The 18604-nt window shown below is 66.7% G+C and carries 14 protein-coding genes; 4 read left to right on the top strand and 10 right to left on the bottom strand.

Features of this window, described 5'->3' with window-relative positions; genetic code table 11:
• Positions 1-8: 8 nt before the first annotated feature.
• The 6 genes from narI to CTP10_RS28255 all read right to left on the bottom strand — a co-directional run bounded on the left by narI (position 9) and on the right by CTP10_RS28255 (position 9635).
• A complete protein-coding gene (narI, locus tag CTP10_RS28280) occupies positions 9-692 on the bottom strand; it encodes a respiratory nitrate reductase subunit gamma (RefSeq protein WP_116322411.1) in 684 nt (227 codons plus the stop codon).
• 46 nt (positions 693-738) lie between these two features.
• Complete coding sequence (gene narJ, locus CTP10_RS28275) at positions 739-1404, bottom strand: nitrate reductase molybdenum cofactor assembly chaperone (protein ID WP_116322410.1); 666 nt, start codon at positions 1402-1404, stop codon at positions 739-741.
• A 27-nt stretch (positions 1405-1431) separates the two neighbouring features.
• The gene (gene narH / locus CTP10_RS28270) at positions 1432-2982 is read right to left on the bottom strand and encodes a nitrate reductase subunit beta (protein ID WP_116322409.1); all 1551 of its coding nucleotides are present in this window, start codon (positions 2980-2982) and stop codon (positions 1432-1434) included.
• Positions 2979-6728 carry a nitrate reductase subunit alpha gene (locus tag CTP10_RS28265; RefSeq protein WP_116322408.1) on the bottom strand — a complete coding sequence of 1250 codons (3750 nt, stop codon included), beginning with the start codon at positions 6726-6728 and terminating at the stop codon, positions 2979-2981. Before CTP10_RS28265 ends, narH begins: the two co-directional genes overlap by 4 nt.
• A 187-nt stretch (positions 6729-6915) precedes the next feature.
• Positions 6916-8301, bottom strand: a complete 1386-nt coding sequence (locus tag CTP10_RS28260) for a NarK family nitrate/nitrite MFS transporter (protein ID WP_116322407.1) — start codon at positions 8299-8301, stop codon at positions 6916-6918.
• A 53-nt stretch (positions 8302-8354) separates the two neighbouring features.
• The gene (locus CTP10_RS28255; RefSeq protein WP_116322406.1) at positions 8355-9635 is read right to left on the bottom strand and encodes an MFS transporter; all 1281 of its coding nucleotides are present in this window, start codon (positions 9633-9635) and stop codon (positions 8355-8357) included.
• Positions 9636-9903: 268 nt separating this feature from the next.
• Here CTP10_RS28255 and CTP10_RS28250 point away from each other — a divergent pair, with 268 nt between their 5' ends.
• Complete coding sequence (locus tag CTP10_RS28250) at positions 9904-11124, top strand: NnrS family protein (RefSeq protein WP_116322473.1); 1221 nt, start codon at positions 9904-9906, stop codon at positions 11122-11124.
• Between the two features lie 27 nt (positions 11125-11151).
• On the opposite strand, the gene CTP10_RS28245 is transcribed toward CTP10_RS28250, so the two are convergent.
• A complete protein-coding gene (locus tag CTP10_RS28245; RefSeq protein ID WP_116322405.1) occupies positions 11152-12396 on the bottom strand; it encodes an MFS transporter in 1245 nt (414 codons plus the stop codon).
• A gap of 131 nt (positions 12397-12527) precedes the next feature.
• On the opposite strand from CTP10_RS28245, the gene CTP10_RS28240 reads away from it, so the two are divergent.
• On the top strand, positions 12528-13448 hold the full coding sequence (locus CTP10_RS28240; RefSeq protein WP_116322404.1) for a LysR family transcriptional regulator: 921 nt from the start codon (positions 12528-12530) through the stop codon (positions 13446-13448).
• A 75-nt stretch (positions 13449-13523) separates the two neighbouring features.
• On the opposite strand, the gene CTP10_RS28235 is transcribed toward CTP10_RS28240, so the two are convergent.
• Entirely contained in the window at positions 13524-14534 is a 1011-nt protein-coding gene (locus CTP10_RS28235) for an AraC family transcriptional regulator (protein WP_116322403.1), read from the bottom strand.
• A gap of 515 nt (positions 14535-15049) precedes the next feature.
• Here CTP10_RS28235 and CTP10_RS28230 point away from each other — a divergent pair.
• A complete protein-coding gene (locus tag CTP10_RS28230) occupies positions 15050-15646 on the top strand; it encodes a hypothetical protein (RefSeq protein ID WP_233528323.1) in 597 nt (198 codons plus the stop codon).
• Positions 15647-15736: 90 nt separating this feature from the next.
• On the opposite strand, the gene CTP10_RS28225 is transcribed toward CTP10_RS28230, so the two are convergent.
• The gene (locus tag CTP10_RS28225; RefSeq protein ID WP_116322401.1) at positions 15737-16051 is read right to left on the bottom strand and encodes an H-NS histone family protein; all 315 of its coding nucleotides are present in this window, start codon (positions 16049-16051) and stop codon (positions 15737-15739) included.
• A 276-nt stretch (positions 16052-16327) separates the two neighbouring features.
• On the opposite strand from CTP10_RS28225, the gene CTP10_RS28220 reads away from it, so the two are divergent.
• Positions 16328-16738 carry a VOC family protein gene (locus CTP10_RS28220; protein WP_116322400.1) on the top strand — a complete coding sequence of 137 codons (411 nt, stop codon included), beginning with the start codon at positions 16328-16330 and terminating at the stop codon, positions 16736-16738.
• Between the two features lie 127 nt (positions 16739-16865).
• Here the strand turns inward: CTP10_RS28220 and CTP10_RS28215 are convergent, their stop codons facing one another.
• Positions 16866-18260, bottom strand: a complete 1395-nt coding sequence (locus CTP10_RS28215) for an NCS2 family permease (RefSeq protein WP_116322399.1) — start codon at positions 18258-18260, stop codon at positions 16866-16868.
• Positions 18261-18604 lie beyond the last annotated feature (344 nt).

Below are 18604 nucleotides of genomic sequence, written 5' to 3'. Positions count from 1 at the left end.
CCGTGGGGTTAGCGGCCGCGTACCAGCTGCCAGGCACGGCCGACGTAGCCGACCGAGGCAAAGCCGCTCCACACGTGCACCAGCCGCGTGAACGGGAAGATCGCGAACAGCGTGATGCCCATGAACAGGTGTGCCTTGAACAGCAGCGGCGCGTCGGCGATATAGCTGGCGGCGTCGCCGCGCAGCGTGACGAGGTGCTGGGCCCAGGTCATCAGCTGCACCATCATGTGGCCGTCCATGTGGCTGGCCGATTCAAAAATGGTGGACAGGCCCAGCAGCAGCGTCACCAGCAGCCACAGCAGCAGCACCTTGTCGCCGGTGCGGGTCACCGCGGACACGCGTGCGTTGGTCAGGCGGCGGTGCAGCAGGATCAGCAGGCCAGCCAGGCACATGGTGCCCATCACGCCGCCGGCGGCCATCGCCACGCCCTGCTTGAAGCCGTGCGAGACGCCCAGCGCGTCCCACACCGCGACCGGCGTCAGCAGGCCGAGCAGGTGGCCGAAGAACAGTCCCAAGATGCCGACGTGGAACAGGATGTTGCCCATGCGCAGGTTGCCGCGGTAGAGCACCTGCGAGCTGTCGGTCTTCCAGGTGTACTGCTCGCGCTCGAAGCGGGCCAGGCTGCCGAACAGGAAGATGGCGGCAGCGATGTAGGGGTAGATGCCGTAGAGGAATTGGTGAAGCGTTGCCATGGTGTTAGCCCAATGTCTGGTGTTCGGATTGCCTTGCCAGGTGTGGTCAGCAATGCGCAGGAACCGGCGCTGTGCCACGCGGATAGAACTTCACGGCCTGCGGCCCGGTCTGCGGCGCCAGCAGCGGTTCCACGCCATCGGCGCCCGGACCGAAGGTCTCCAGCGCCTCGTCCATGTCCCGCACCGGTGGCTCCTGCTGCGGTTGCGGCTGCACGTCGGTCAGCGTTCGCAGCACGGCGAACACGCCGGCGTACGGGCTCTGGTTGCGTGCGAGCCGGTCGCCGATCGCGGCCAGCACGTGGATCGCCTCGCCCAGCAGGTGCTCGGCGCGCGCTTCCTTGCCATCGGCGCTCAGTGCGCCGAGGAACTCCAGGAACAGCGGCACATAGTCCGGCAGCTCCGACGCGGCCGGCTCGAAGCCGTCGCGCCGGTATTCGTCGATCAGGTCCACCATGGCCTGGCCGCGGTCGCGGCTTTCGCCGTGCACATGCTCGAACAGGTGCAGCGAGTGCGACGGATTGCGGTCGAAGGTGGCGACATAGTTTTCCTGCAGCGTGATCAGCGTCTCGCCGCGCAGCATTCCGGTAACCGGTGCCAGCAGTCCGTGCGCCTGCGGCCATTCGGCCAGGGCAGTGTCGATCTCGGGCAGCGCGTCGAGCAGGTCCTGCTCGGGATAGCCGAGCAGCGCGCTGAGGATGGGGTAGAGGGGCATGTTCTTCTCCGGTTCGTTCGCGAGCGCTCAGCTCGTCACGGCATTCTTGCGCGACCTGGGCATGTCGACAAAGTGGACGCTGCCCTGCGGCTTCTTGCCGAACAGCGCGCCATCCGAGGTGCCGCCCGAGCAGCCGTTGCCGAAGGTGAAGCCGCAACTGGCCTTGTCGTTGAAGCTGTCCTCGACCATTTCCTTGTGCGAGGACGGGATCACGAAGCGGTCCTCGTAGTTGGCGATGGCCATGGTCTTGTACATGTCCTCGACCTGCGCGGGCGTCAGCCCCACTTGCTTGAGCACATCCAGGTCCTGCACGCCGTCCACGACCTGCGAGCGCTTGTACGCGCGCATCGCCAGCATGCGGTCCAGCGCCGACAGCACCGGCATCACATCGCCCGCGGTCAGCAGGTTGGCCAGGTACTTGGCCGGGATGCGCAGGCTCTTGACGTCGGGGATGATGCCGTTCATGCCCATGTGGCCCGCTTCCGCCGCCGACTGGATCGGCGACAGCGGCGGGATGTACCAGACCATCGGCAGCGTGCGGTACTCCGGGTGCAGCGGGAAGGCGATCTTCCACTCGCACGCCATCTTGTAGACCGGCGATTTGCGCGCGGCGTCGAGCCAGCTTTGCGGGATGCCCTGGCGCAGTGCCTCGGCCTGTACCTTGGGATCATGCGGGTCGAGGAAGACGTCGAGCTGCGACTGGTACAGGTCGCGCTCATCGGCCACCGACGCGGCTTGCTCGATGCGGTCGGCGTCGTACAGCATCACGCCGAGGTAGCGGATGCGGCCGACGCAGGTCTCGGAGCAGACCGTGGGCTGGCCGGCCTCGATGCGTGGATAGCAGAACAGGCATTTCTCGGCCTTGCCGCTCTGCCAGTTGAAGTAGATCTTCTTGTACGGGCAGCCCGAGATGCACATGCGCCAGCCGCGGCACTTGTCCTGGTCGACCAGCACGATGCCGTCGTCCTCGCGCTTGTAGATCGAGCCCGACGGGCACGAGGCCACGCAGGCCGGGTTCAGGCAGTGCTCGCACAGGCGCGGCAGGTACATCATGAAGGTGTTCTCGAAGGTCGAGTACATCTCCTTCTGCACGTCGTCAAAGAGCTTGTCGCGTCCGCGCGAGCTGAACTCGCCGCCGAGGTCGTCTTCCCAGTTCGGGCCCCACTCGATCTTTTCCATCTTGCGGCCGGTCAGCACGGACACCGGGCGCGCGGTGGGCGGGGTCTGCGACAGCGGCGCCTTCTGCAGGTGCTCGTAGTCGTAGGTGAAGGGCTCGTAGTACTCGTCGATCTGCGGCAGGTTGGGGTTGGCGAACAGGTTCGCCAGGATCTTCAGCTTGCCGCCCTGGCGCGGCTCGAGCGTGCCGTCGGCGTTGCGCTTCCAGCCGCCCTGCCACTTGTCCTGGTTCTCCCATTCCTTGGGATAGCCGATGCCGGGCTTGGTCTCGACGTTGTTGAACCACGCGTACTCGACACCGTCGCGGCTGGTCCACACGTTCTTGCAGGTCACGGAGCAGGTATGGCAGCCGATGCACTTGTCGAGGTTCAGCACCATGGCCACCTGGGCACGGATCTTCATTGCGAGGCTCCTTCCTTCTCAGTCTTTTCCACGAGCGGGCCTTCCAGCCAGTCGACCTTCTTCATCTTGCGCAGGATCACGAATTCATCGCGGTTGCTGCCCACGGTGCCGTAGTAGTTGAAGCCGTAGGCCAGCTGCGCGTAGCCGCCGATCATGTGCGTGGGCTTGGTCACGGCGCGCGTGACCGAGTTATGGATGCCGCCGCGCATGCCGCTGGTCTCGGCGCCAGGCACGTTCACGATCTTTTCCTGGGCGTGGTACATCAGGCACATGCCCTTGGGCACGCGCTGCGACACCACCACGCGTGCGGTCAGCGTGCCGTTCACGTTGAACACCTCGACCCAGTCGTTGTCGCGGATGCCGTTGGCCTTGGCCTCGGCTTCCGAGATCCACACGTGCGGGCCGCCGCGCGACAGCGTCAGCATGCGCAGGTTGTCGGAATAAGTGGAGTGGATGCCCCACTTCTGGTGCGGCGTGATCCAGTTCAGCACCAGCTCCGGGTTGCCATTGGGCTTCTTGCCCAGCATCGGCGCCACGGTCTTGGTATCGATTGCCGGCTTGTACACGCAGGCGCCTTCGCCGAAGTCCAGCATCCAGCGGTGGTCCTGGTAGAACTGCTGGCGGCCGGTCAGCGTGCGCCAGGGGATCAGCTCGTGCACGTTGGTGTAGCCGGCGTTGTAGCTGACCTCTTCCGATTCCAGCCCCGACCACGTCGGCGCGGAAATGATCTTGCGCGGCTGCGCCTGCACGTCGCGGAAGCGGATCTTGTCGTGCTCGCGCCCTTCGGCGAGGTGGGTGTGGTCGCGCCCGGTGATCTTCGACAGCGCTTCCCATGCCTTGACGGCAACGTGGCCGTTGGTTTCGGGCGCAAAGGTCAGGATCATCTCGGCGGCGTCGATCGCCGTTTCGAGCTTCGGCCGGCCCTGGCTCACGCCGGGTTCCGTCACCGTGTGGCTCAGGTCGCCGATTTCCTTCACCTCATGCCGGGTGTTCCAGTTGATGCCCTTGCCGCCGTTGCCGAGCTTGTCGAGCAGCGGGCCGATCGAAGTGAATTTCTTGTAGATGTCCGCGTAGTTGCGCTCGACCACCGTCATCGACGGCGCGGTCTTGCCGGGGATCAGGTCGCACTCGCCGGCCTTCCAGTCCTTCGGCTCGAACGGCTGGCCCAGTTCGCCCGGGGTGTCGTGCAGCAGCGGCGTGCACACCAGGTCCTTGCGCGTGCCCAGGTACGGGCCGGCGATCTCGCTGAACTTCTTCGCGATGACCTTGTAGATTTCCCAGTCGGTCTTGCTTTCCCACAGCGGCTGCACGGCTTCGGACAGCGGGTGGATAAAGGGGTGCATGTCGGACGTGTTGAGGTCGTCCTTCTCGTACCAGGTTGCCGTCGGCAGCACGATGTCGCCGTACAGGCAGGTTGTGCTCATGCGGAAGTCCAGCACGGTCAGCAGGTCCAGCTTGCCTTCGGCGGCCGGACGCACGTTGACTTCGCTCGGCGTGATCGCGTCGGCCTCGTCGCCGAACACGGCGTTCTGGGTGCCGAGCAGGTACTTCAGGAAATACTCATGCCCCTTGCCCGAGCTGCCCAGGATATTGGAGCGCCACACGAACATATTGCGCGGGAAGTTGGCGGGATTGTCCGGATCGTCGCAGGCGAACTGCAGCGCCCCCGACTTCAGTTGCTCGACGGTGTAGGCCACCGGGTCCTTGCCGGATTGTTCGGCCGCATCGACCACGTCCAGCGGGTTGGCGCCCAGCTGCGGCGCCGACGGCAGCCAGCCCATGCGCTCGGACTTCGCGTTCAGATCGAGCAGCGACATGCCGTCATAGCGCTTGCGGTCGGCGGTCGGCGACAGGATCTCGTCGACGGCCAGCTTCTCGTGGCGCCACTGGCTGGTGTGGTTGTAGAAGAACGAGGTGCCGTTCATCTGGCGCGGCGGGCGCGACCAGTCCAGGCCGAATGCCAGCGGAGCCCACCCGAACTGCGGACGCAGCTTCTCTTGCCCGACGTAGTGGGCCCAGCCGCCGCCGCTCTTGCCGATGCAGCCGCACATCATCAGCAGGTTGACGATGCCGCGGTAGATCATGTCGTTGTGGTACCAGTGGTTCAGCGCGGCACCGACGATCACCATGCTCTTGCCCTGCGTGCGGTCGGCGTTATCGGCGAACTCGCGCGCCACCTGGGTCACCAGGCGGGCCGGGACGGAGGTGTGCTTTTCCTGCCAGGCCGGGGTGTAGGGCACGTCGTCTTCATACGACGACGCTACGTTGGGGCCGCCCAGGCCCTGGTCGACACCGTAGTTGGCCATCTGCAGGTCATACACGGTTGCCACCAGCGCGGTGCTGCCGTCGGCCAGCGTGATGCGGCGCGCCGGCACGCGGCGGCGCAGCAGTTCGTCGTGCTCGCCGCCGAAATAGGGGAAGCCCACTTCCACCACTTCGTCGCCATTGCCGACCAGCGACAGGCGCGGCTCGACCGCGCGGCCGCTGCCGCCATCCTTCATTTCCAGGTTCCAGCGGCCCACCTTCTCGCCGCCGTTGTGGGCAGCCTCGCCCCAGCGGAAGCCGATCGAGCCGTTCGGCGCGACGATCTCGCCGGTGGCATCGTCGATTTGCAGCGTCTTCCACTCGGGATGGTTGGCTTCGCCGAGGTTGTCGGCCAGGTGCGAGGCACGCAGGAAGTGGTCGGGCACCAGCGTGCCTGCGTTGTCCTGGTTCTCGCGCAGCAGCACCAGCATCGGCATGTCGGTATACTGCCTGATGTAATCGCGGAAGTAGGCGGACTTGCCGCTGGCGTGGAACTCCTTCAGAACTACGTGGCCCATGGCCATCGCCAGCGCGGCATCGGTGCCTTGCTTCGGCGCCAGCCAGATATCGCCGAACTTGACCATCTCGCCGAAGTCGGAGGAGACGGCAACGGTCTTGGTGCCCTTGTAGCGGACCTCGGTGTAGAAGTGCGCGTCGGGCGTGCGCGTTTGCGGGACGTTGGAGCCCCACACCATGAGGTAGGTGGAGTTGTACCAGTCGGCCGATTCGGGCACGTCGGTCTGTTCGCCCCAGATCTGCGGGCTGGCCGGCGGCAGGTCGCAGTACCAGTCGTAGAACGACAGGCAGGCGCCGCCGAGCAGGCTCAGGTAGCGCGCGCCGGCCGCGTACGAGACCATCGACATCGCCGGGATCGGCGAGAAGCCGACCACGCGGTCCGGGCCGAACTTCTTCACGGTGAAAGCGTTGGCCGCGGCGATCATCTCGGTGGCGGTGTTCCAGTCGGCGCGCACGAAGCCGCCCTGGCCGCGCACGCTCTTGTAGCGCGCCGCCTTCTTCGGGTCCTGGCTGATCGATTCCCAGGCGGCGATCGGGTCCATGGTCTTGCGGGCCTCGCGCCACATCTCCATCAGGCGGCCGCGGATCATCGGATACTTGACGCGCTGCGCGGAGTAGACGTACCAGCTGTACGACGCGCCGCGCGGGCAGCCGCGGGGCTCGTGGTTGGGCAGGTCCGGGCGCGTGCGCGGGTAGTCGGTCTGCTGCGTTTCCCAGGTGATCAGGCCGTTCTTCACGTAGACCTTCCAGGAGCAGGAGCCGGTGCAGTTCACGCCGTGGGTGGAGCGCACGATCTTGTCGTGCTGCCAGCGGCTGCGGTAGCCGTCTTCCCACTTGCGGTCTTCGTTCACCACCGCGCCGTGGCCGTCCGCGTAGGTGGACTTGACGCGCGACATGAACTTCAGTCGATCCAGGAAATGACTCATTTGCTTGTTCTCCGCGAGGCTTTTCTGCGGCGCTCCGGGGCTTGCGGGAGCGTTTGCAGGGACACCTTGAGCTTATGGGGGAGCGGGGCGGCAGCCAATTCGCTGGTGGAACAGCCGCCGCATGGCGATCGGGGGAGGTGCCGGGCGCGGGACTAGTTCTGAAGAACTAGCCCGGCCGGCAAGGGGGTCAGCAGGGCATGGGCGCGTTGCGGCGCGCGTAGTACCACCAGGTCACCAGCAGGCAGCTGACATAGAAGGCGATGAAGCAGTACAACGCGGTGTCCGGTGCGCCGGTCAGCTCCAGCGAGGTGCCGAAGCTCTTGGGGATGAAGAAGCCGCCGTACGCGCCGATCGCGCCGGAGAAGCCCAGCACCGCCGCGGATTCCTTGCCGGCTTCCTGCAGCGCCTGGCGTTGGGCGGCGTCGCCCTTGCCCCTGGCGGCGCGCTGGCGCTCGGTCAGGAAGATCACCGGGATCATGCGGAAGGTCGAACCGTTGCCGATGCCGGTCAGTGCGAACAATGCAATGAAGGCTGCGAGGAAGTTGGTGAAGTTGCCGCCGGCGCCGTCATGCGGCAGCGCGGCCAGCACCGCGAACACCGCCGCGATCATGCCGACGAAGGTCCACAGCGTGACGCGCGCACCGCCGAGCTTGTCAGAGATCCAGCCGCCCACGGGACGCGTCAGCGCGCCGACCAGCGGCCCCAGGAAGGCATAGGCGGTGGGGTTCACGCCCGGGAACTGCGACTTGGTCAGCAACGCCAGCCCGGCCGAGAAGCCGATGAACGAGCCGAAGGTGCCCACGTACAGCCAGCACATCAGCCAGTTGTGCTTGCGCTTGAAGATCACGGCCTGTTCGGCGAACGATGCCCTGGCATCGGCGATGTCATGCATGCCGAACCACGCGGCCAGTGCCGACACCACGATGAACGGCACCCAGATAAAGCCCGCGTTCTGGAGCCACAGGTCCTGCGTGGCGCCATTGGCCTGGTACTGCTGCGGGTCGCCGCCGAGCGCGCCGAACACCGCCAGCGACACCACCAGCGGCGTGACGAACTGCACCACCGACACGCCCAGGTTGCCGATGCCGGCATTCAGCCCGGTAGCCAGACCCTTCTTCGCCTTGGGGAAGAAGAAGCTGATATTGGCCATCGACGAGCTGAAGTTGGCGCCGCCCAGCCCGCACAGCAGCGCCAGCACCAGCAGCGTAGGATAGCCCGTGGACGGGTCGCGCAGCGCGAAGCCCATGCCCAGTGCCGGGATCAGCAGCAGCGCGGTGGAGATCGCGGTGAAGCGGCGCCCGCCGAATACCGGCACCAGGAAGGAGTAGAAGATGCGCAGCGTCGCGCCGGAAAGCGCCGGCAGCGCGGTCAGCCAGAACAGCTGGTTCTTGGTGAACTGGAAGCCGGCGCGGTCGAGGTTGACCGCGACCACGCTCCACAACATCCAGACCACGAACGCCAGCATCAGCGCCGGGATCGAGATCCACAGGTTGCGATAGGCGATGCGCTCGCCCTCGCTTTGCCAGAACGCCGCGTTCTCGGGCTCCCAGCGGGTGAGTACGGATGAGGTCATGATAGGTGTGCCTTGGTGATGAAAGCGCGGAGGCGCGCTTGGGAGATGAGCGATCAGGCTGCCTGCGTGAGGCCAACGGCCTGTGCCTTGCGCTGGCGTTCAGCGCGGTGGCTGTAGTGCATCCACACCAGGCTCACGCACACCGTGCCGTACATCAGCATGAAGCAGCTGCTGCGCACGCCGGTCAGGTCGGCCAGCATGCCGAACAGGATTGGCAGGATGAAGCCGCCCAGGCCGCCGGCCAGGCCGACAACGCCGGACACCGCGCCGATGTTGTGCGAGAAGTCGTTGGAGATGAACTTGAACACCGAGGCCTTGCCGACGGCGAAGGCGATGCCGACCACGAACAGCAGGATGGTGAACACCGTGGGCGTCAGCGCGATGCGGAAGGCCTGCGGGCCGCCGGTGGTCTGGATGATGAAATCGGTTTGCGGATAGCTCAGCAGGAAAAAGCCGACCCAGCTCACCCACATCACCCACCAGGTGGTGCGATGCGCGCCGTAGCGGTCGGAGATCCAGCCGCCGATGGCGCGCAGCACGCCGCCGGGCAGCGAGAAGCAAGCGGCCAGGAAGGCGGCGGTCTTGATGTCGAAGCCGTATTCGCCGATGTAGTACTTAGTCATCCACAGCGACAGGCCGACATAGCCGCCGAACACCACCGAGTAGTACTGGGAATAGCGCCACACGCGCGGATCGCGCATCACCGCCAGCTGTTCGCGCCAGCCCACGCTGGACTTGACCATGTGCGCCGGGTTGCTGCGCGAGAACACCCAGAACAGCAGGGCGGTGACGAGCATCGCCACCGAATACACGCGCGGCACGACGGTCCAGGTGCCGGCTGCCAGGATCATCGCCGGCGCGACGAACTTGGTAAGCGCCGCGCCCGAGTTGCCGGCGCCGAAGATGCCCATCGCCAGCCCCTGGCGCGAGCGCGGGAACCAGCGTGCCACGTAGGGCGTGCCGACCGAGAACGACCCGCCCGCCAGGCCGACGAACAGGCCCAGCACCAGCAGTTGCCACAGGCTGTGCGCGTAGGAGATCAGCCAGATCGGGATCACCGTCGCCAGCATCAGCACGAAGAAGACGATGCGGCCGCCGAAGCGGTCGGTCCAGATGCCCAGGGGCACGCGGATCAGTGACCCGCTCAGCACCGGCGTGGCGGCAAGCAGGCCGAATTCCGTGTCGTTGAGGCCGAGCTCCTGCTTGAGCGGGATGCCGAGGACGGCGAACAGCATCCACACGGCAAAGCAGATAGTGAATGCGAAGGTACTGGACGCCAGCGTTATTGCCGCGCCGGCCGGAACGGGTTCCGGCGCGCGTGTTTGGGTGGCCATGGCCATGCTCCTGTGTCAACTTTGGCGGGGGTGATGCCAGAGTAGGGGCGGCCACTGGTGCTGCCTATTCGCCGGCAGCACAGCGCGCCACATGGAGCGATCTGTCGTTGGAAGTAGTTCTACCGGCGGAGGTTGGTGGCGCGGCGCTGGTGCTATCGTGATTGCGGCACGCATGGCACCCGTTTGCGTGCTTGCGGCAATCCTGCGCCAGATCAAGAATCAGGCTGCAGGCCGCATCGGCCCTGCCCGCTACACTTATTTTGCTGCCATGGAAACCATTCCCATCCTTCCCGCCCGGCCGCCCTCAGGCAAGACGCCTGCCGGGCCGCCGCCGCGCGGCTTCGCCCTGTTCGCGCTGGGGTTCAGGCCGTTCTACCTGGGTGGCGCGGTCTTTGCCGCGCTGGCGATCGCGGCATGGTCGGCAATGCTCGCGGGGATGCAGTCGGCCGGGCCGGCGCCGGTGCTGCCGGGGATGTTCTGGCACGCGCACGAGATGGTGTTCGGCTTTGCCGCGGCGATCGTGGTGGGTTTCCTGTTCACGGCGGGGCGCGCCTGGACTGGCCAGCCCACGCCGACCGGCGCGGCGCTTGCCGTGCTGTTCCTGCTATGGCTGGCGGGGCGGGTGGGCATGTGGGTGGCGCCGGGCACCGCTGCCTTCGCCGTGGAAGGCGCATTCCTGCCGCTGGCGGCGCTGGCCTTCACCCGCACGCTGGCCAGGGCCGGCAACCGGCGCAACTACCCGCTCGCTCTGGCGCTATGGCTCCTCGCCGTGGCCAATATTGCGGCCCTGTCGCTGCAGGCCGGCGGACACGACGCCGCGGCGCTGCATGCCTGCCGCGCCGGCGTGGCGCTGGTGACGCTGTTCGTGGTGGTGATCGGCGGCCGCGTGATCCCGATGTTCACCACCAACGCGATTCCCGGTTTCCGCCTGCGGCAGTACAAGCAGATCGATCGCATGGTGATCCCGGCGACGGTGCTGGGGCTGGCGTCGGCATTGCTGCCCTTGCCGGGATGGCTGGCCGCGGCGCTGTCCCTGCTCGGCGCCGGCGTGCTGGCGGTGCGCGTGGCCGGATGGCGCGGCTATGCGGTGGGCAACCGGCCGCTGCTGTGGGTGCTGCACCTCGCCTATGCGTGGCTGCCAGTGGCGCTGCTGCTGCAGGCACTGGGTGCGCTTGGCCTGGTAATGGCCGGGCTGGCGACCCATGCGTTCACGGTGGGCGTGCTCGGCGTGGCCATCATCGCCATGATCACCCGCACCGCGCTGGGCCATACCGGGCGCATGCTGGTGGCCGGCCGTGCGGAAACGGTGGCGTACTGGCTCATTGCCCTGGCCGCGGTATTGCGCGTGTTCGGTCCGATGGTGTGGCCGGCCGGCTACCTGCACTGGATCTGGGGCGCTGGGGCTTGCTGGGTGGCTGGATTTGGCCTTTATGCGCTGACCTATGCGCCGCGGCTTGCGCGCCCACGGGTGGACGGCAAGCCGGGCTGAGCTAGCGGGGAGAGCGAGGCAAGCAAGTCAGGGGCAAGCTTGCGCTACCGGTGCGGCGGCGCCGCGGCCCTGCTCGAGCCTGACGCTGATCCAGGCCACCGCCAGCGCGGCCAGCGGCGCCAGGGCCGCGATCCACGGCAACGCCGTCAGTCCGGGGCCGTGGTCGGTCACCACGCCGCCCATCCAGGCACCGATGCCATTGCCGAGGTTGAACGCCGCGATATTGAAGCTCGAGGCCAGGTTCTCGCCCGCGCCGCTGGCATGCCGCAGCACGCGCAGCTGCAGTGGCGACACGGTGGCGAATGCGGCGATACCCAGGATGCCCACGAACGCCACCACCATCACCTGGTTGTGGATGGCCAGCGTCATGGCCGCCAGCACCAGCGTCAGCGTGGCGAGCGATCCAAGCACCGCGCGCGCCGGCGCACGGTCGGCGAGGCGGCCGCCAAGGATATTGCCAACGATCATGCCGCCGCCGAACAGCAACAGGATCGGCGACACCGCCCCCTCGCCAAAGCCCGAGACGCGCGTCAGCAGCGGCTGCACGTAGGTGATCACGGCAAAGGTGCCCATCGACTGCAGCACCGTCATCAGCAGGCCCAGCAGCACCTGCGGGCGGCCCACGGTGGCCAGCTCGTCGCGCAGCGCCACCGGGGCGCCCTGGTCGCGGCTCTTCTGCACCAGCAGCGCGATCACGGCCAGCGACACCAGCCCGATCAGCGTCATGGCCCAGAAGGTCGCGCGCCAGCCCAGGTGCAGGCCGAGCCAGGCACCCGCTGGCATGCCCAGCAGCGTGGCCAGCGTCAGGCCGGAAAACATCACCGAAATTGCCGAGGCGCGCCGGTGGGGCGGCACCAGGCCGGTGGCCACCACTGCGCCGACACCGAAAAACGTGCCGTGGGTCAGCGACGTCAGCACGCGCGCGACCATCAGCGTGGTGTAGTCGGGCGCCAGCGCGCAGGCGGCGTTGCCGACGGTGTAGATCACCATCAGCGCCAGCAGTACGGCCTTGCGCGGCATGCGCCGGGTCAGCAGCGTCAATACCGGTGCGCCGGCGAACACGCCGAGCGCGTAGCCGGAAACCAGCATGCCGGCGGCGGCGATGGTCACCTGCAGGTCGGCGGCGACCTGCAGCAGCAGGCCCATGATGACGAACTCGGCACAGCCGATGCCGAACGAGCCGGCGGTCAGCGCATAGAGCGCCAGGGGCAGCCGGCCGCCGTGCGCGGGGGCGGCGCCAGCGGGGGCGGGAGGGGAAAGTGGGGCGGCCATGGTTGGAAGCTCAGGGAGAGAAGTTAAGAAAAGAAGATGGGAGCGAGGCAGGAAGGCCGCAGTCTGCACCTTCCTGTCTTTTGCAAAAACCGGCATGATCCATAATCAGTTTCAACAGAATCTTGATAATCATGGATCGCATCGGGGATATCGGCTTGTTCCTGCGCGTGCTCGACCTGGGCTCGATCAGCGCCGCGGCGCGCAGCCTGGACCTGTCGGTGGCGGTCGCCAGCCAGCGCCTTCAGCGGCTGGAGCGCGACCTTGGCGTGCGCCTGCTGCACCGGACCACGCGCCGGTTGCATGCCACGCCCGAGGGCGCGGTGCTGGCCGAGCAGGGGCGTGCGCTGGTCGATGACCTGGAAGCGCTGGGGGCGTCGCTGCGGCAGGCCGGCACCGGGATATCGGGCACGCTGCGGGTGACGACATCGTCATCATTCGGCCGGCTCTATGTGTCGCCGCTGCTGCCGCGGTTCCTGGAGCAGCATCCCGGGCTATCGGTCAGCGTCAACCTGACCGATAACGTGCTCGACCTCGTCAGCGCCGGCTTTGACCTGGCCATCCGCATCGGTGGGCTCGACGATTCCACGCTGGTGGCGCGCCGCCTGGCCGTCAACCGGCGCGTGCTGTGCGCCGCGCCGGATTACCTGCGCCGGCGCGGCACGCCGCGCACGCCGCAAGACCTGGCGCGGCACGACTGCCTGGTGCTGGTGGGCAGCCAGGGGCGGCAGGACGTCTGGCGGCTGGGTGATGGCCAGGGCGGGGAAATCGCGGTACGGGTGCGTGGGCGCATCGAGGCCAATACCGGCGAGCTGCTGTCGGACGCGGCGCTGGCCGGGTTCGGCATCGCGCTGCATTCGACCTGGCATGTCGCCGGCGACCTGCGCGCCGGCAGGCTGGTGCAGGTGCTGCCGGACTTCCCGATCGCCGACACCGGCATCTACGCGGTGATGCCGCAACGGCGGCTGGTGCCGCCGCGGGTGCGCGCCTTTGTCGATTACCTGGCGCAGCAGTACGGCGGCAACCCGCCGTGGGAAGCGCCGACCGGCGCATGAAGCCGGCCGGGGAAGCGGGCCCGGAAGGCGGGACCGGGAGGCGGGGTCGGAAGGCCGGCCCCGGGGCGCGACGCCTTAGCCCGGCGGGTGCGCCGCCGAGCGCCGGTAATCGCCCGGCGTCATGCCGGTCCAGCGGCGGAAGGCGCGGAAGAACGAATTGGCATCGTCGAAGCCGAGCCGGAAAGCGATTTCTCCCAACGACATATTGCCTTCGGTCAGGTATCGGCCGGCCAGTTCGCGACGCACATCTTCGCACAGCGCGCGGAATCCCGTGCCCGCCGCCATCAGCCGGCGCTGCAGCGTGCGCTCGCTGATGTCGAGGTGGCGCGCCACCGCGGCCAGGCTCAACGCGCGCTCGCCGGCCAGCTGGTGCAGGGCGGCGCGCACGTCGTCCAGCGATGCCGCCGCGTGCCGCGCATCGTGCGTGGCGGCGGGCGCCGGCGGACGGCTGTGGGCGCGGGCGACCAGGCGCAGCGCCAGGTCGCGGCGTCCGAACACGATCGCGTCTTCCGGCTCGCCGAAGCGCACCGGGCAATCGAAGGCTTCGGTATAGCGCAGGTGCCAGTCGGGCTGGCCGATGCGCAGCGAAACTCGCAGCGGATGCAGCGGCTTGCGCGTGAACTGGCGCCCGAAGGCCAGCAGCGAGCACAACTCCATGTCGATGCGCGGGCGGGTGTCGGGCGCCTCCGGTTCGCTCGGGCGGATGCAGACCCAGGCCTCCTCGCCCTGGCGGCGCAGCTCGATGCGGTCGCCCATCATCAGCTTCTGGTAGCGCGCGATACGCCGCAGCGCCGTGCCCAGCGAGGGACCCGCCATGGCCGGCATGCCCGCCAGGCCAAGCAGGTCGGGCTGCATCCGGCTGGCCAGCCACAGGCCGATGGCGGGATCGCCGGTGGCCTGGTAGACGGTGCACAGCAGGTGGCTCGCCTGCTGGGGCCCGGCCTCGGGCATGTCCGGGCTGGGAAGGGTTTCAGGATCGGATTCAGGAGCAGGCACGAGCGCCGACACATCGTAACCGCCTTCACGCAGCGCGTGCAGCAGGTCACGAGGAAACGGCCTGGCCTGGATTGGCTCTTGTAGTGGCATTGTTATTGGACTGGCAAATTGGCGCAAGGCGCCCGTGCTAGCCCCCGGTAAGACTGAGATTACGCGGTGCCGGCGGCGCCTTCAAGGGCACGTGGGGGGTGGATGTGTGGCCAAGGCAGCGCAACCAGGGGACTGGGCCAGGGTGGGGGAGCGGCCTTGCGGGAGGGCATCGACGGCGTTAACACGGTTCGATGCAACGCGTTGCCTAAAATTTGTGCGGTCCGGTGCGTTGCCGCACAGACCAAGGCTTCCGGGGAGGGAGGAGGCAGGATATCCACAGATTCTGTGGATATCACGCCGGGATTTTCAACATGGGTTTGTGCGGCTGCCGCAATGTCCCGGAAACCGGTATGCTGCACAGCTTTGGGACCAGGCTACGCTGCGCCAGCTGCGACGAAGTTACCTGCCGGTTGCGGTGCATGCCGATATCGCGCGTGATTCGCAGGCTATTCCGCCGTCAATTGCTGCTATCCCACTGCCAGCGATCGTCCGGCTGGCATAACCGCAACTCCAGATTGCCTGCCGCCATGCGCCATGACCGGTCGTCCGCAGTGCCCTCTCGCCTGATCTCGGTCGTCACGTTGGCTGCCACAGCGGCGTTATGCGGCTGCGTGGCGCAATACCGGGTGCCGTCGGGCGCCCCCACAGCCAGCGTGCGCCTGCTGACCAATACCGACGAAATCACCTCCTTCGCCGTGGTCGATCCGGCCAAGTGCCCGGTGCCGGCACGCCCGCTGGTACTGGCCGGCACTGGCAAGCAGTTGTCGGCAATCGGCCGGGATCGTGAACTGGGCTTGCCGGGCCGCTCGCCGGAGCCGCCGGCGCGCACGCGCGAACGGCTGGTCGAGGCGGGCCGGCGCATCTACGTGGCCGTGACGTCCAAAGCCGAGCCGCCGTTGCCCGAGCAGCGTTGTGCGGCCGGCGTGTCGTTCGTGCCCGCCCCTGGCGGCTTGTATGAAATCCGGTATCAGCGTGATGAGGACGCGAGCCAGTGCTCGGCGCAGGTATTGCGGATGCAGTCGCTGGAAGGTGGCGGCGCGCGCCTGACCGCCGAGCCGACGCAGCAAGGCTTTCGCGCGCTGCGCAAGGAGTATGTCTGCCAGGCGCTGTGACCGCGCCCGGGCGATGTCGGGACGATAGCGCCTGATGCGGGCATCGGGCGGATCCGTCCGGGCAGGCCCCCGCCCGCCCGTGGCGCGGGGTTACTGCTCGATCAGGAAGCGCTCGGGGCGCTTGCCCAGCCATGCCGGGGCGCGGCCACGGCCGGACCAGGTCTTGCCGGTCTTGGGATCCATGTATTTGGGCGGCAATGCCGAGCCCGAAGCCGCCTTCTTGCTGGCGGCACCTGCGGGGCGGCCGCGCTTGCGCCGGGGCATGATGTCTTCCGCGGTCAGGCCATATTCGGTCATCAATTCGCGGATTTTGTCGATCACGCTGGCCACTTCCGTCGCGCGCACTTCATTCAGCTTGGCTTCCAGCGCTTCCTTCTCAGCCAGGAGTTGCTTGTATGTCGCCATTTATATCCCCTTTCTGCATTTAGGCGGCTGCATGGTACTAGAACATCAGGCGTCGGTTGACATAAAAATTTTACAAAAAATAACGGCGATTGCACGAACTGATTGTCGTGGCCCGTAGCCGGACTGTTTTATAGCGCACCACGGCGCGCCATTGCGGTGTTGGTCTTGCTGCAATGGCAATACCGCCATCGATTTTCGGGAAATGGAAAAGGCTGGCGCTGCCGCCTTTTGCACCTAGACTGGTTCTCTGCGTTGCACAACGTTTCCGGAGACGCCATGAGCCAGCAGATCTTTGTCAATTTGCCAGTAAGCGACCTGCAAAAGTCGATCGAGTTCTTTACCAGTCTCGGCTTTGCCTTCAATCCGCAATTTACCGATGACACCGCCACCTGCATGATCGTTGGCGAGAACATTTTCGTGATGCTGCTGACCGAAGCCAAGTTCCGCAGCTTTTCGCCTAACGACATCTGCGATGCGCGCAAATTCACCGAAGTGCTGGTCTGCCTGTCGATGGATACCCGTGCGCGTGTCGATGAAATGGTGAATGCCGCAGTGATCGCGGGCGGCAATATCTACAAGCCGCCGATGGACCTGGGATTTATGTACGGGCATGGGTTCCAGGACCTCGATGGCCATGTCTGGGAACTGGTCTACATGGATATGGCGGCAATGCAGGGGGCGCAGTAAGGCGCGCACCAAAAAAAACAGCCCGGGAAAGCAGGAAGCCCGGGCTTGAAATCCACCTGGATCGCGGTGGAGGAGACAACTTGTCGTGGACGTCCCGGGCAGTTTGCCCGGGATGCGTCAGGCAGGATCAGATCGCCCAGCCGCCGGCATAGAACGCAGCCAGTACCGCCGCGATGGCGACGGTTCCGACATTGAGCTTGCGCCATTCGCCGGCGATTACGCGGCCCACCACCAGGGTGCAGAATCCCAGCATGATGCCGGTGACGATATTGCAGGTCAGCACGATAAACACCGCGCAGACCAGGCCGGCCATGGCGTCGACCATGTCGTCCATATGCAGGCGGCTGACGCTGGACAGCATCAGCAGGCCCACGTACATCAGCGCCGGCGCGGTGGCGTACGACGGCACCAGCGCCGCCAGCGGCGAGAAGAACATCACCGCCACGAACAGCAGGCCCACCACCACGGCGGTCAGGCCGGTCTTGGCGCCCGCGGCCACGCCGACGGTCGATTCGATATAGGCCGCTGCCGGTGCGCCGCCAAAGAAGCCCGAGAAGATCGAGCTGACCGAGTCCGCCGTCAGCGCCCGCCCGCCATTGTGGATATGGCCGGCGGCATTGAGCTGCCCGGCCTGTCCGGCCACGGCGCGGATGGTGCCGGTGGCGTCGAACACGGCAGTCATCACCAGCGCCAGCACGCTCGGCAGCACCGCCGCGGACAGCGCGCCGCGCACGTCCATGGCGCCGATCAGCGAGGCGTGACCCGGTGCGCTCAGCGACGGCAGCGCGAACACTCCGGTGAACTTCACCGCCGGATCGAAGGCCAGGCCCAACGCCGAGATCGCGATGATCACCAGCAGGATGCCGCCCGGCACCTTGCGTCGCTCCAGGCCGAAGATTGCGGCCAGGCCGAGCACCGACATCACCACCGGGAACGAAGTGATCTTGCCCAGCGAGACCGGCAGGCCGGCGTGGGCGTTCTTGACCACCAAACCGACTTCATTGGAGGCGATCAGCAGCAGGAACAGGCCGATGCCGATGCCCGTGCCATGCGCCACGCCTGCCGGCAGGTTGCGCAGGATCCAGGAACGCACCCCGGTCACCGAGATCGCGGTGAAGATCAGGCCCATCAGGAACACGGCGCCAAGCGCGACTGCCGGCGACAGGCCCTGGCCGAGCACCAGGCCGAAGGCCATGAACGCAGTCAGCGAAATGGCGCATCCGATCGCGATCGGCAGCTTGGCCCACAGGCCCATCAGCAGCGAGCCGAAGGCTGTGGTCAGGCACACCGCGACAAAAACCGCGCTGGTGTCGAAGCCGGCCTTGCCCAGCATGCCGGGCACGACGAAGACCGCGTAGACCATTGCCATGAAGGTGGTGATACCCGCCACCACTTCCTTGCGCTGGGTGCTGCCGCGTGCGGTGATCTCAAAATAGGCGTCGAGCCGGTTTCGGACCTCGGGGACGTTGGGGCGTGCCGCATCGGCTTCCGTCGCTGACGACGGATAGGGCTGCTCGATCATGATGAACTGTCTCCTTGCAGGGCGCTGCAACGTCCGTCGTACGGCGCGTCGTCAGGCTTGTCTCACGTGGTTCTGGCTGTTTTCGGTTGGGGGCATGGAGCCTCGCCAACCCGCTGTTATCGGTGTGCCGGCTTGTCGTTGCCTTCTTGTGCGGGCGTGATCTGGGCAAGGCTGAAGGCTAGGTGAGCGCGAGGGAGTCGTCATAACCGCAGCAAAATGCGCGGCATGCGTTGTGGGGAATACCGGAAGTGGAGGATTGTTATCTTGGGGTCGAAGAACGTTGCCAGGTGGCGTTTTGGGCGCCTGGCATTATCACGCGAGCCATATACGGCCTATAGGTACTG

Source organism: Cupriavidus sp. P-10, assembly GCF_003402535.2.
Classification (GTDB): Bacteria; Pseudomonadota; Gammaproteobacteria; order Burkholderiales; family Burkholderiaceae; genus Cupriavidus.
The sequence above is the reverse complement of the archived record's forward strand: the minus strand, read 5'-3'. Positions and strand labels throughout refer to the sequence as shown.

What these genes read in the sequence shown, in the direction of transcription:
- narH (WP_116322409.1), bottom strand. Translation starts at nt 2,982, where the DNA reads ATGAAGATCCGTGCCCAGGTGGCCATGGTGCTGAACCTCGACAAGTGC.
- CTP10_RS28260 (WP_116322407.1), bottom strand. Translation starts at nt 8,301, where the DNA reads ATGACCTCATCCGTACTCACCCGCTGGGAGCCCGAGAACGCGGCGTTC.
- narI (WP_116322411.1), bottom strand. Translation starts at nt 692, where the DNA reads ATGGCAACGCTTCACCAATTCCTCTACGGCATCTACCCCTACATCGCT.
- CTP10_RS28255 (WP_116322406.1), bottom strand. Translation starts at nt 9,635, where the DNA reads ATGGCCACCCAAACACGCGCGCCGGAACCCGTTCCGGCCGGCGCGGCA.
- CTP10_RS28250 (WP_116322473.1), top strand. Translation starts at nt 9,904, where the DNA reads ATGGAAACCATTCCCATCCTTCCCGCCCGGCCGCCCTCAGGCAAGACG.
- CTP10_RS28245 (WP_116322405.1), bottom strand. Translation starts at nt 12,396, where the DNA reads ATGGCCGCCCCACTTTCCCCTCCCGCCCCCGCTGGCGCCGCCCCCGCG.
- CTP10_RS28215 (WP_116322399.1), bottom strand. Translation starts at nt 18,260, where the DNA reads ATGATCGAGCAGCCCTATCCGTCGTCAGCGACGGAAGCCGATGCGGCA.
- narJ (WP_116322410.1), bottom strand. Translation starts at nt 1,404, where the DNA reads ATGCCCCTCTACCCCATCCTCAGCGCGCTGCTCGGCTATCCCGAGCAG.
- CTP10_RS28235 (WP_116322403.1), bottom strand. Translation starts at nt 14,534, where the DNA reads ATGCCACTACAAGAGCCAATCCAGGCCAGGCCGTTTCCTCGTGACCTG.
- CTP10_RS28225 (WP_116322401.1), bottom strand. Translation starts at nt 16,051, where the DNA reads ATGGCGACATACAAGCAACTCCTGGCTGAGAAGGAAGCGCTGGAAGCC.
- CTP10_RS28220 (WP_116322400.1), top strand. Translation starts at nt 16,328, where the DNA reads ATGAGCCAGCAGATCTTTGTCAATTTGCCAGTAAGCGACCTGCAAAAG.
- CTP10_RS28265 (WP_116322408.1), bottom strand. Translation starts at nt 6,728, where the DNA reads ATGAGTCATTTCCTGGATCGACTGAAGTTCATGTCGCGCGTCAAGTCC.
- CTP10_RS28240 (WP_116322404.1), top strand. Translation starts at nt 12,528, where the DNA reads ATGGATCGCATCGGGGATATCGGCTTGTTCCTGCGCGTGCTCGACCTG.